9 protein-coding genes and 1 riboswitch are annotated in these 12550 nt (G+C 70.3%); of the genes, 4 read left to right on the top strand and 5 right to left on the bottom strand.

Annotation, left to right across the window (positions count from 1 at the left end):
* Positions 1–328: 328 nt before the first annotated feature.
* The 4 genes from Aiant_RS24745 to Aiant_RS24730 are packed head-to-tail and all read right to left on the bottom strand — an operon-like array spanning position 329 to position 4434.
* Entirely contained in the window at positions 329–943 is a 615-nt protein-coding gene (locus Aiant_RS24745) for a GTP-binding protein (RefSeq protein WP_189329223.1), read from the bottom strand.
* Complete coding sequence (locus Aiant_RS24740) at positions 924–1286, bottom strand: DUF742 domain-containing protein (RefSeq protein WP_189329222.1); 363 nt, start codon at positions 1284–1286, stop codon at positions 924–926. The genes Aiant_RS24745 and Aiant_RS24740 overlap by 20 nt, the downstream gene beginning before the upstream one ends.
* Positions 1287–1330: 44 nt before the next feature.
* Positions 1331–1720 carry a roadblock/LC7 domain-containing protein gene (locus Aiant_RS24735; RefSeq protein WP_425322713.1) on the bottom strand — a complete coding sequence of 130 codons (390 nt, stop codon included), beginning with the start codon at positions 1718–1720 and terminating at the stop codon, positions 1331–1333.
* An 11-nt stretch (positions 1721–1731) separates the two neighbouring features.
* A complete protein-coding gene (locus Aiant_RS24730; protein ID WP_189329220.1) occupies positions 1732–4434 on the bottom strand; it encodes a sensor histidine kinase in 2703 nt (900 codons plus the stop codon).
* Positions 4435–4976: 542 nt separating this feature from the next.
* On the opposite strand from Aiant_RS24730, the gene Aiant_RS24725 reads away from it, so the two are divergent.
* The 4 genes from Aiant_RS24725 to Aiant_RS24710 all read left to right on the top strand — a co-directional run bounded on the left by Aiant_RS24725 (position 4977) and on the right by Aiant_RS24710 (position 10968).
* Positions 4977–6386, top strand: coding sequence for a hypothetical protein (locus Aiant_RS24725; RefSeq protein WP_189329219.1), 1410 nt, complete (start codon positions 4977–4979; stop codon positions 6384–6386).
* 112 nt (positions 6387–6498) lie between these two features.
* Positions 6499–6927, top strand: a complete 429-nt coding sequence (locus tag Aiant_RS24720) for a ribonuclease domain-containing protein (protein WP_189329218.1) — start codon at positions 6499–6501, stop codon at positions 6925–6927.
* A gap of 254 nt (positions 6928–7181) precedes the next feature.
* A riboswitch (cyclic di-GMP riboswitch) is annotated at positions 7182–7256 on the top strand.
* A 32-nt stretch (positions 7257–7288) separates the two neighbouring features.
* The gene (locus Aiant_RS24715) at positions 7289–7702 is read left to right on the top strand and encodes a hypothetical protein (protein ID WP_189329217.1); all 414 of its coding nucleotides are present in this window, start codon (positions 7289–7291) and stop codon (positions 7700–7702) included.
* Positions 7703–7902: 200 nt separating this feature from the next.
* Positions 7903–10968 carry a DUF5305 family protein gene (locus tag Aiant_RS24710; protein WP_229829884.1) on the top strand — a complete coding sequence of 1022 codons (3066 nt, stop codon included), beginning with the start codon at positions 7903–7905 and terminating at the stop codon, positions 10966–10968.
* Here Aiant_RS24710 and thiC read toward each other — a convergent pair.
* Positions 10965–12485 carry a phosphomethylpyrimidine synthase ThiC gene (thiC, locus tag Aiant_RS24705; RefSeq protein ID WP_189329216.1) on the bottom strand — a complete coding sequence of 507 codons (1521 nt, stop codon included), beginning with the start codon at positions 12483–12485 and terminating at the stop codon, positions 10965–10967. The genes Aiant_RS24710 and thiC overlap by 4 nt on opposite strands.
* Positions 12486–12550: the final 65 nt, after the last annotated feature.

The following is a 12550-nucleotide window of genomic DNA, read 5'->3' as shown; positions in this document are numbered from 1 at the left end:
CGAGCTGGCCCTGACGGCTCTACCCGGGCACGGGAAAGGGCGCTGAGGACCAGCCGGCGAGTGTCGAGCTGGCCCTGACGGCCCTATCCAGGCACGAGACAGGGCGCTGAGGACCAGCCGAGGGGTGTCGGGCTGGTGCTGGTGGCCCTATCTGGGGATGGGATAGGGCGCTGGGGGGTGATCTCCGGGAGCAGCGGCGGACAGTGAAGGAGGTGGCGATTGGTTTGGACGCGCCAGCGGCCAGATCGCCACCTCCGGCCCGCGCGGGAGCATGCGGTCCGCACCCCGGCGGACCCGCGTATATGAAGATCTTGAAGTTGATCGTGGATCAGCCGACGACCACGCCACGTTCGTGCTCGGCGACCAAGGTGGTCATGGCGTGTTCGACGACGCCGATCAGGACCGACTTGACCGACTCGCGGTGCCGGGCGTCACACATGATCAGCGGGACGCGTTCCGGGATGGCGAGGGCCTCGCGCACCTCGGCCGGCTCGTAGCGGGGCGCGCCGTCGAAGCAGTTCACCGCCACCAGGTAGGGCAGGTGCCGGTTCTCGAAGTAGTCGAGCGGCGCGAACGCGTCGGTCAGCCGGCGGGTGTCGACCATCACGGCGGCGCCGACCGCGCCCCGGATCAGCTCGTCCCACATGAACCAGAAGCGGGTCTGACCGGGCGTGCCGAACAGGTAGAGGATCAGGTCCTCGGCCATGGTGATCCGGCCGAAGTCCATCGCCACCGTGGTGGTGCCCTTCTCCGGCACCTTGGACGCGTCGTCGATCCCGGCGCCGGCCGCGGTCATCACGGCCTCGGTCGTCAGCGGCTCGATCTCGGAGACCGCGCCGACCAGCGTCGTCTTGCCGACGCCGAAACCACCGGCGACGACGATCTTCGCCGAAACGATCTCCGATGAAGGCGCCCCCGCCCGCTCAGAGCTTGCGAAGTCCACTCAAAACCCTTCCCAGCAGGTCCATCCGCTCCGTGAAACCCTTCTTGGGAGCGGCGCTGTGCAACGCGAGCAGTCCGTCGGCGACCATGTCGGCGACGAGCACCCGGGCCACCCCGAGGGGCAACCGGGTGAGCGCCGCCAGCTCGGCCAGCGACAGAGCCTTCGGCTCACACAGCACGGCGATGCGGTACTTGTCATGTCCGGCGAAACGCGATTCCTGAACGGCCGCCGGGCTGGCGACCAGGACCGCTTCGATCGGGATGTCCCGGATCGGCTCGGTCCGGCCGCGGGTCACCGCGTACGGCCGCACCAGGTTGCCCCGGGGATCGTGCGGCTCTGTCATGTCGCGGTCACCTCATCTCCGCCGGGGTACGGCAACCCCGGCGCCTAGTGGCTGACGGCCTCGCGTGCCGCCGGCGACAGTGCGGCGCCGACGCGCTCCACCAGCAGAGCCATCTCGTAGCCGACCTGGCCGACATCGCAGCTGCGCGCCGCCAGCACGGCCATCGACGAACCGTCGCTGATGGACATCAGGAAAAGATAGCCGCTGTCCATTTCGATGATGGTCTGCATCACCTTCCCGGCGGTGAACATCCGGGACGCGCCGTCGGTCAGGCTGACCACCCCGGAGGTGATCGCGGCCAGCTGGTCCGCCCGGTCCGCTGGCAGATCCCGCGAGGATGCCAGCAACAACCCGTCGGCGGAGACCGCCACCACGTGCGCGATGCCCGCGATGCTGTCGGCGAAATTGTTGAGCAGCCAGCCCATGTCCTGCATGGTGGGCCTGATCACTGATCGTTCTCCTTAGGAGCCTGGTCGGCGGAACCGTCGGTCCGCCCGCGCAGCACCCCACTGGTGTATGCGGAGAGAAGCCCGCGTACGTCGTCGGGGCTGCGACGATTCTGTGCCCGGGGCTTCTCCAGCACCCCGCCCGGGACGAGTTGCGCCTGCGGGATCCTTTTCGGCAGGCCGGAGCGGGTGGTGCCGGCGTCCTTGGGGGCGGCGGCGGCCATCGCGCGTTCCCAGCCCTCGTCGGCGGCGGTCCGCCAGCGATCGTCGTCGTCGGGGGCGGGGCGGGGTCGGGGGACCTGGTGCGGCGGCGCCGGCGGGGGCGCGGGGGGCGCCGGGGCCGGCGGGGTGCTCGCGGGGATCGCCGAGACCGGCGCCGGGGCGTATCCGGCGGTCGGCATGCCCTGCATCTCCGGCAGTTCCGACTCGGCGGCGAACCAGGTGTGCTGCATCTCCATGTGGATCGAGGCCGGCTGCGCCGGAACCGGTCGCGCCGAAGCCGGCGGGAACAGCGGGGCGGATACCGGATCCACAGTGGGCTTGGGCACCCGGGTCGGCAGCGGCGGACGGTCCGGGGTCGGCCTCAGGTCCAGCTCGGCGGGCTGCTCCGCGGCCGGTGGCGCCCAGCGCGGCGTACCCGACGCCGGCATCGGCGCGGACCGCACCGGCATCCGGATCTCCGGGGTACGCCCACCACCCGCGACCGGCTGCGGCGCCGGACCGGGCCGGGTCCAGCTCGCCGCCCGCCCGGGAGCCGCCGGCGCCCCGGGCAGCACCACGATGTCGGCCGGCAGGGTCACCTCGGCGACCGTCCCGCCCTCCCGGCTGGGCAGCAGTCGCACCCCGATGCCGTGCCGGGCCGCGAGCCGGGCGATCACCGCGAACCCCATCAGCCGGAAGGCGCTGGCGTCGACCTCGGCCGGCTCGGTCAGCCGCCGGTTGATCTGTTCCAGCTGCTCCGGGGTGATGCCCAGGCCGCGGTCCTCGATCTGGAGCACCGCGTGGTCGCCGGACCGCCGCCCGTGCGCCACCACCAGGGTGGTCGGCGGGGAGAACCGGGTGGCGTTGTCGAGCAGCTCGGCGACCAGCCGGACCACGTCGTTGACCGCGGCCGCGGCCACCGAGACGTCGGTGTCGATGGCGCCGAACTCGATCCGGTGATACATCTCCACTTCGGACTGTGCGGCCCGCAGCGCGTCGATCAGCAGCGCGTCCTCGCGGCGCGGGGTGCCCACGTCGGCGCCGGCCAGCACCAGCAGGTTCTCGTCGTTGCGGCGCATCCGGGTGGCGAGGTGGTCCAGGTCGAAGAGCTTGGCCAGCCGCTTCGGGTCCTCCTCGGTGCGCTCGATGTGGTCCAGTTCGCCGATCATCCGGTCGACCAGCGCCTGACTGCGCCGGGCCAGGCTGAGGAACATCGCGGAGACGCTGGTGCGCAGCGCGGCCTGCTCGGCGGCGACCCGGATGGCCTCCCGGTGCACCATGTTGAACGCCTCGGCGACCTGCCCGAACTCGTCCCGCTCGGCGAGCCGGATCGGGTCCCGGGTCTGCGCGATGACCCGGTCGACGCCGCCCTCGCCGAGGCTGTCCACGTCCTGCAACCGGTGCACCGCGTCGGGCAGGTCCCGGTTGGCCACCGCGAGCGCGCCCTCCCGGAGCCGGCGGACCGACAGGTGCAGGGTGCGGGCCAGATAGACGCCGAGCGCGATGGCGGCGAGCAGGACCAGCAGCACCACCACGAACTCGGCGGTGGCGCGCCGGGCGGTGCCGGCGCTGTCGTCCTTGGCGACCCGCACGACGTCCGCCTCCAGCCCGAGGCCGGTGGTCCGCAGCCGGTCGAGGACCTTTCCGTACGTCTCGGTCAGGTCGGCGACCTCCACCGCCGCGGGCCCGGTCAGCCGGGTGACCAGGCTGTCCGCCTGGGCCACCGTGGCGTCCGCGAGGGTGGCCTCGATCCGGCTGGTCTGGTCGGCGGTGGCGATCTGCCGGAAGTCGTCGAGCGCCTCCTGCCGGGCCGCCTGCGCGCCGATCAGCTCCTGCTGCCACGTTCCGCTGAGCAGGCCGGTCATCTTGACCGTGTACGCGGCCGCCTCCTGGTCGGCGGCGGCCGCCTCGATCCGGCTGTACGCGGCGAGCGCGCGCAGCCCGTCGGCGACCATGCCGGGCTCGGCGACCTGGCTCAGCGACTCGTCATAATCGGACAAGCCGTCGAGGATCACGCCGTACCGCTGGACCGCGGTGGCCATCGTCAGCTTCTCCCGGGCGGACACCTCGTCGCGGGTGTCGGGCAGCGCGGCGAGCCGGTCCTGGATCAGCTGGAGCCGGTCACGGACCCGGGCCGGCACCTCGTCGGCCGCGCCGCGGTGCGCGCGGAACGTCTGGATCTGCGCGTCGACCGCCGCCGACACCTGCCGGTACGCGTCCGGTGACGTCTTCGGCGCGGCCAGGTAGGCGGCCGCCGCCATCCGTTCCCGGTGCAGGAGCCGGGCCAGTTCGGAGACGTCGTTGCCGAGCACGGTGAGGTCGGCGACCCGGCCGGCGTCGGTGGCCCGGCCGCGGACGTCCGTCAGGCGTACCGAGGCCAGGACCAGCACCGCGGTGATCGGGATGATCAGCAGGCCGGCGAGCTTGGCGCGGATGCCCGCGTCCCGGAGCCGGGCGAAAGGACCACGTCGCACAGCCAGGGCCGAGGATCCCGTGCTCACGACATCTCCTTCGCGGACGCCGGCGCGATGCCGTTCGAGGTGTGCGGTCCGGCCCCGTCCGATGCCCGCAGCAAGGTCCGTGCCGAATGCGGCACGGCGGCGATTTCATCAGAACCCCGGGCGGTTTGGGAAGCCTGGAACCTCCCGGAAACCGACCGCCTGTCCGAGTGACAACCGCACTCGCGAGCGCGTCCCGCGCATCGCCGATGCGTTGACGTGCACGAATGTCTCATCGGCGGCAGCCCGCGCGGTCACGGCCACCGAACACCATCACGATTCCAACCACTATGTGAGAGCCCCGTCCCGCCCGCTGACCGAATCATGGCTTCTGAGCAGGGCTCTCACGTTCGCAAGGATTGACACGACGCGACGGACTCGTTGTCCGTGCCGGACAGTGTCCACTCTGGAGGATAGAAATGGCAACTCGCCGTTACGTCGCCCTGACGACACGGAGAGTGACTGCAATTCTCAGACTTTAGGCTGTCTTAAGAAGCCGACTCCCCACTGGCGGATCGGCCACCGCATTCCGTAACGTGCCCGGCATGGCATTTCGGAGCTGGGTGAAGTTGCTGGCCACCACCGCCACGGCAGCAGCGGTGATCGGAGCCGGCCAACTCGGCATCGCCTACGGACTCGGCATCGTGCGACTGGACCGGGTGCTCGACATCACTGCGCGTAACAATTGGACCGCGCAGCTCGCCTGGGTCGCCTGGATCACCACGACCGCCGCGGCGCTCGGCGCCCTGATCGCCACCGGCATGCGCCCGCGCTGGCGGCCCCGTCCGGTCGGCCCGGGCGGCGCCCTCGCGATGGGCATCGCGGCCGGCGTCGGCGCGCTGGCCGTCCTCCCCCTGACCATGCAGCCGGCCCGGGCCGCGCAGGTCGCCGGCGTGCAGCCGGTCTTCGTGATCGGCGCCGCCGTCGGGCTCGGCGCGGCGGCCGGCATCTTCGCCGCGTGGGCCACCGCCGCCAAGCCGGTCGCCCGCTGGAGCGCGGCGACGCTGAGCGTGCTGATCTGGCTGGTCGCGCTGATCTCGATCGGCCCGTCGCTGCTGCCCGGCCGCACCCCGATCGCGATCCGGCTGGGCGTGCTCAACGGCAGCCTGATCCCGCCCGCCGTCGCCGGGCACACCGCGTTCCTCACCATGCCGACGCTGGCGCTGCTCGCCGGCCTGGTGGTCGGCTGGGTCGCCCGCGGGCGCAAGCTGTCCACCCTCGCCGTCGGCCTGTCCGGGCTGGCCGGCCCGGCGCTGCTGACCATGGCGTACCTGATCTCCGGCCCGGAGACCGGCGGCACCGGCTTCCAGTCGGACCCGTACTGGGCCGCGATGACCGCGTGCGGCGCCGGCGTGCTCGGCTCGGTGCTGGCCGCGATCGTCCGCAGCGCCCCGGGCACCGACACCGCGGCCGAGACCGCCGCCGACCCGGCACCGGCGCCGCTGCCGAAGCGGGACGCCCCGGCGGCGTCGGCGATCGCGCAGGCCGCGGCGGCCGCCGCGCAGCGCCCCGAGGAGCAGTTGCGGCCGTCCGACACCGGGGTGCTCCCGGTCCCCGGCACGCCGAACAACCCGTTCTCGGCCGGCACCGGCAGCCCGTTCCGGTCCGGCGCGCCGTTCCCGGCCGAGCCGATCCCGACCCAGGCCCGCCCGCAGGCGCCCGCACCGACGCAGACCGCGCCGCAGGCGCCGCCGCCCGGCAACCCGCCGCGCTTCTCCGGCCAGCAGCCGAAGCCCGCCCCCGGTGGACGGAGCGGCTGGCGGTCCCAGCGCTCGTCCGCCCCCGCACCGGCTCCGGCGCCGGCCGCGGAGCGGTTCGACGGGTTCGCCGCGGGCCAGCCGGTCACCGCGTCGCACGGGCCGCTCGTGGAGCCCACGTCGATCAGCGGACCGGCCCGCCGACCAGGATCGGAAACGGACTATGTCGATTGGGTAAGCGGGCTCGGCGGGCAGTAAAACATTCGTAAACTCCGATGAAATGATGCGGTCGGGAGGTACCGCGGCGCGGCTCGGACAGTAACGATGGCCGATATCCGAGCCCCATCCCCCGACGCATCGGAGTCCGACCATGAGCCGTCCCCTGCCCCGCGTCCGCAAACTGCTCCTCAGCCTGGCCCTCATCGTCGGCCTGGCCGGCACCGCGCTCGTCGCCCCCGCCGTGGTCGCCCCGACGCACACCGCGGCCGCGCAGGCCGCCGTCTACTCGTCGTGCACGATCAGCCGCTGCTCGGCCGCCCGCACGGCGTACACCGGCTGGCAGTCGCTCGGCTGGCCGCTCAGCTCCGGCTGGTACTCCTGGCCGTACGGCAACTACAACTACACCGGTGGCACCTTCCAGAACCGCGAGGGCTACCTGCCGTCGGCCACCTACAACGAATACGACGTGTACTCCCGCGCGAAGGGCGCCTCGCGCGACGCGTACCGCATCGTGGTCAATCGCAGCACCAAGGTCGCGTACTTCACCCCGGATCACTACGTGACCTTCTACAAACTCTGACCCCATTTTTCGTACGCCCTGAGCACGTCCCGTGGCAGCCGTCTCCGAACGGCTGCCACGCCGCTTTCCCACCCGCTTCGGCGGCGGTGTCGCATTTCCCGCCCCCATTGGCAACCGCCGAGCACCCGTTAGCACCCGAGGCCCGCTAAGGCAGAAGTTTCCAAAAAGTCTGAGTGGCCGAAGTCGCTGCCAATGCTTACCCGCTCCCCGCCGCAGCCGAATCAACCTGCTGCCAGGGGATAACGAAGTCCGCTCGGCGAGAAGGGCAAACCCGGCGCGAGCCGGGGACGCAAAGCCACAGGACCCACGAGGTCGGCTGGGCTACCACCGAACGAACAGGGGAACGATTCATATGCGCGCAATGCTTCAGCTCATGGGTGGTGTCGCCGTTGCCGGTGCCGTTGCTGCCGGCAGCACCGCCTTCACCGCGAACGGCATCAGCGTCACCAACCTTCCTTCCCAGATCGTCGCGGGCGGCGAGACGGCCAGCATCAGCGTCGTCGGCGCATCGCTGGAGAACATCCAGATCGTCAATGACGTCTCTGCGCCGACCGAGTACGCCGCCATCAAGCTGACGCTCAAGGACGACACCACCGCCGCGCTCACGTCCGGCACCGTCAAGGTGAAGGTCACCGGCACCACTGGAACTAGCGCGCCGACGGGTGCCGGAAGCCCGGTGACCTGCACTCACACGAGCGCCGGCGTCTGGAACTGCCCGGCGGGCTCGAGCAAGACCTGGACCGCCATTTCGGCGCTTGCGGTCACCGTGTCGTAGTAATCTGCCCGAGCGGAGGGACCTGATCTCTCGGAATCTCCAGCTCTCGGAGCACTTACGTTTCTGACGGAGTCGTCATACAGCGTAATGTCAGACGTCTGGCCATGGCCGTCATCCTAGGGATGGCGGCCATTGGCACATGGGCCGTAAGTACACACCGAATCTCATACGTCATCACACACGGGATCAGCATGAATCCCGTGTACTACGCCGGCGATCTGGTCGTGGTCGCCAAATCTGATTCCTACGAAGTAGGGCAGATTGCCGCCTACCATGGTGGAGGCGGGCGAGTCGAGGTGCTTCATCGCATCATCGGCGGCAACGCAGTGACGGGATATGTCTTCAAAGGGGACAACAACCCTAATATCGATGGCGTCAACCCGACCGCTGACCAATTAATTGGCCGTGCGGTGGTTCACATTCCCAAGGGCGGGATCTGGCTCAAGCCCGTGCTCAGCCCCACGGGCCTGGGCATGCTCGGGTTCCTGGTGGTCAGTGGCGGAACGGCCGCAGCCAAGACGCGTAGGGGCATTCCACGCGGATCTCGTAAGAAGAGAGCGAAGGGCATGGCTGGCGGAGGTGGCTCCTGGGCAGCGGCCGTGGTCGTAGTCAAGGCCGTCAGCCGTCTTCATCCCGGCCTCCGACTCCTCGCCCTGCTGACCGCGATGTTCGTGGGCATCGGCTTGATTCTGGGCGTCCTCGGGTGGATGAAGCCGGCCACTCAGTCAACACCGAGCAGGCTGGCAGCCGGTGAGTCGATGACATTCTCGTACTCTGCCAAGGTCAAGCCGTCGGCCGCCTACGACGGAACCGTCGCCTACTCTCCCGATCCGATATACAGAAGCCTTGCCGACTTCGTCGACTTGCAACTGCAATATCGGGGAGACCCAGGTCGGATCAATATCAATGCTCGGCTGTCGTCCGCCGCCGGCTGGCACTCGACGATGCAACTCTCGCAAGCACGGCAATTCTCGGCCGAGCGTTACACCAGTACCGTGCTACTCGACCTCGGTGGCATAGAAGATCGCGTGCAGGATGCGGCCAAGGCAATCGGTGCCGACCTTGGTCAGATCACCATCGTGGTCACGGCACACGTTGAACACAGCGACGGCACTGTCTTCGAGCCCCAGCTGTCCCTCGCGTTCAGCCAGCTTCAACTGGCCCTGACCAATGGGCCCGAGAGTCTGGTGGTCGACGAATCCGGCAAGACCACCGGTGGTGGGGTCTACCCGCGACAGATCAGTGTGCTCGGGCGGGATCTGATGACGGCGGCGGCGGCTCGGACGTATGCGATCCGCCTGCTGCTCATCGCCGTCGTGGGGATCATCGGCATCGGGTTGACCGCTCTGAGGAGTGTGCCGCTGGCTACTCGGGCGCAGATCCAGCGGCGGTACGGGCATCTGCTGGTGCCGATCGAGCCGGTGGGGAAGCAGAGCGAGCCGGTGGTGACGGTGGCTACGTTTCCGGCGCTGGTGAAGTTGGCGGAGAAGTACGGGCAGATGATCCTGACCTGGACCCGGCCGGACGGGGCCGATGACTTCGTGGTCCGGGATGACGGGGTCGTCTATCGGTTCCGGATCGTTCCGGCGCGGCCGGCTGCCGCGAAGCCGCCGCTCTCCGGGATGCCGCATCCCGCGCGTCGTGCGCAGAAGTCGGCCGCCCTCGGCATCGCGTCGGTGATCAACACGCCCGGTCCGGCGGCGGAGGCGTCCGCCGACAAGGTGAAGCCGGTCAAGGAGGCCGCGGCTCACAAGGCCGACCAAGGGGAAGCCTCACCGGCTGCCGAAGCGACGGAGGCGGAAGTCCAGGAGGAGACGGCGCACGTTCCGGAGATCGCTCAGGTTCGGCCGCCGGAGTTGGCTGATCAAAAGCCGACACGAGAGCCTTCCAGCGACCTCGGGTCCGCGGCTGGGCAGGCCGACGAGGTGCCGATTCCCGAGCCGGACCAGCAACCGAAGCCGACGCTTGCCCTGGTCGGCCGGACCGCGAAGCCCGAGCGAGCCACCGAGGTCTCGCCCGTCCCCGAGGAGAATGCCGGGGAGACAACGGCCGCGCGCTCCGCGGAGGATCAGTCGGCCGCTGTCGCGGAAGAGACGGTCGCCGCTGAGGTGACAACGGAGGCTGAAGCCCCGGCCGAACCGGAGACCGCCACTCAGGCAGAGGTCGAGGCCGAACCGGGGACCGCGATCCCGGAGGAAGATGGGACCGGGCCGGAGAGCACAACCCAGGCGGAGGGCGAAGCCGAGGCCGCCACCCCGGTGAAGGAAAAGACCGAGCCGGAGGCCGCCGCCCAGGCGAAAGACGAGACCGAGCCGGAGGCCGCCGCCCAGGCGAAAGACGAGACCGAGCCGGAGGCCGCCGTCCAGGCGAAAGACGAGCCCGAGCAGGAGGCCGCCGTCCAGGCGGAAAAGAAGGCCGAGCCGGACGCTGCCATCACCGAAAACGAAGCCGAGCCGGAGAGCATTCCGGAGCCGGGAGAAGCGCCGAAGGCCGCCGGGACTGCGAGGAAGGCGACGACCTCGACGCGAGCGAAGACCCCGCGAAAGGCCGCGCCGGCGAAGGCCGCAACCGCTCAGGAACATGCCGCCGCACCGGAATCCTCAGAGACGGAAGGTGGCGCGACGGAGCGGCCGGCTCGACGTTCGCCGAGGCGGCGGCAGAAGGTGGCGCCGGAGGCTGAGCCGGTCGAGGACGCACCGAGCGGGACGCCGGCGGTGGAGCTTCGGGCGGCGGCTCCGGACGTACCGAAAGAGGATGTGGCGGAGTCGGCGGCGAACAGCGATGCGGAGCCGGCGAAGACCGCTCCCCGGAAGCGGGCAGCGAGCCGCAAGCCCCGCGCTCGCAAGGCAGCGGCCCCGGAGGCCGGGGCCCAGCCGCAAGCCAAGGCCGACAACGAAACGACCGTCGGGCCCGGGCCGAAAGCCGAGACCGCGAAGACGACCGGGACCACGATCCCCGAGGCCGCCGAACCGGTGGCGGAGACCACGGAGACGACCGGAACCGAGAGCAGGACCGCGGAGACGCCCGAGGCAAAGGGTGACACCGAGGCGGCAGAGGGGAAGAGTGCGCAGGACATGGCAGCGGAGCGGAAGGCGGCCGAGGAGCTCGCCGAGCGGAACCAGGCGCTGGAGCAGGCGATCACCCGCAAGGCCGAGCGGGATCAGGCGGCCGCGGACCGGGCCCGCAAGCAGCGCTTGGCGCGCGCTGCCCCGCGTGACCCGGTCTACGACTTCCTGCCCCGCCCGAAGCGGCCCGAGCAGGACTAGGCCGAGCTGACCGGCAGGTAGACCCGGCCGCCCGCGTCCACGAACTCCGACGACTTGGCCTTCATGCCGGCCGCCCGCAGCTCGTGGCTGATCTTCATGGAGCAGAACTTCGGGCCGCACATCGAGCAGAAGTGCGCGGTCTTCGCCGGCGCGGCCGGCAGCGTCTCGTCGTGGTACGCCCGAGCCGTCTCCGGGTCGAGGGCCAGCTCGAACTGATCTTCCCAGCGGAACTCGAACCGGGCGTGCGACAGCGCGTCGTCCCAGGCCTGGGCGCCGGGGTGCCCCTTCGCCAGGTCCGCCGAGTGCGCCGCGATCTTGTACGCGATCATCCCGGCCTTGACGTCCTCCTTGTTCGGCAGGCCGAGGTGCTCCTTGGGCGTGACGTAGCAGAGCATCGCCGTCCCGAACATCCCGATCATCGCGGCGCCGATCGCCGAGGTGATGTGGTCGTAGGCCGGGGCGATGTCGGTGGCGAGCGGCCCGAGTGTGTAGAACGGCGCGCCCGAGCACAGCTCCTGCTGCAGGTCCACGTTCTCCTTGATCTTGTGCATCGGCACGTGGCCGGGGCCTTCGACCATGACCTGGACGTCGTACTCCCAGGCGATGTGGGTCAGCTCGCCGAGCGTGCGCAGCTCGGCGAACTGCGCCTCGTCGTTGGCGTCCGCGATCGATCCGGGCCGCAGGCCGTCGCCGAGCGAGAACGTGATGTCGTACTCCCGGAAGATCTCGCACAGCTCGCGGAAGTGCGTGTAGAGGAAGTTCTGCCGGTGCTCGGCCAGGCACCAGGCCGCCATGATCGACCCGCCCCGGGAGACGATGCCGGTGACCCGCTCGGCCGCCAGCGGCACGTATTCGAGCAGCACGCCCGCGTGGATCGTCATGTAGTCCACGCCCTGCTCGGCCTGCTCGATCACGGTCTCCCGGAACAGCTCCCAGGTGAGCTTGAGCGGATCACCGTTGACCTTCTCCAGGGCCTGGTAGATCGGCACGGTCCCGATCGGCACCGGCGAGTTGCGGACGATCGCCTCGCGGGTCTCGTGGATCCGCGGCCCGGTGGACAGGTCCATCACGGTGTCGGCGCCCCACCGGGTGGCCCAGGTGAGCTTCTCCACCTCCTCGGCGACCGACGAGGTGACCGCCGAGGTGCCGATGTTCGCGTTGACCTTCACCAGGAACTTCGACCCGATGATCATCGGCTCGGACTCGGGGTGGTTGCGGTTGGCCGGCAGCACCGCTCGCCCGGCCGCGATCTCGTCACGGACGACTTCGGCGTCGACACCCTCGCGGACCGCGACGAACTCCATCTCCGGCGTGATGTCGCCGGCCCGCGCGGCGGCGAGCTGGGTGCGCCCGTCCCACCACGGCTTGCGTATCGGCGGCAACCCCTGCGACGGGTCGCTGCCCGGACCGGACGTGTCGTAGAGCCGCACCGACGAGCTGCCGTCGGTCAGCACCACCTCGTTGAACGGCACCCGGATCTCCGGCCGGGAGCCCTCCACGTAGACCTTGCGCCTCATGTTTCCTCCCATGTAGGTACAAAACCGGCAGCCGATGGCAGCACGCCACCCCGCCGGAGCCTGAA

This window comes from Actinoplanes ianthinogenes (assembly GCF_018324205.1).
Taxonomy (GTDB): domain Bacteria; phylum Actinomycetota; class Actinomycetes; order Mycobacteriales; family Micromonosporaceae; genus Actinoplanes; species Actinoplanes ianthinogenes.
The sequence above is the reverse complement of the archived record's forward strand: the minus strand, read 5'-3'. Positions and strand labels throughout refer to the sequence as shown.

Coding starts and splice junctions, on each gene's coding strand:
- Aiant_RS24740 (WP_189329222.1), bottom strand. CDS start 1,286: ATGACAGAGCCGCACGATCCCCGGGGCAACCTGGTGCGGCCGTACGCG.
- thiC (WP_189329216.1), bottom strand. CDS start 12,485: ATGAGGCGCAAGGTCTACGTGGAGGGCTCCCGGCCGGAGATCCGGGTG.
- Aiant_RS24735 (WP_425322713.1), bottom strand. CDS start 1,720: ATGCAGGACATGGGCTGGCTGCTCAACAATTTCGCCGACAGCATCGCG.
- Aiant_RS24725 (WP_189329219.1), top strand. CDS start 4,977: ATGGCATTTCGGAGCTGGGTGAAGTTGCTGGCCACCACCGCCACGGCA.
- Aiant_RS24720 (WP_189329218.1), top strand. CDS start 6,499: ATGAGCCGTCCCCTGCCCCGCGTCCGCAAACTGCTCCTCAGCCTGGCC.
- Aiant_RS24715 (WP_189329217.1), top strand. CDS start 7,289: ATGCTTCAGCTCATGGGTGGTGTCGCCGTTGCCGGTGCCGTTGCTGCC.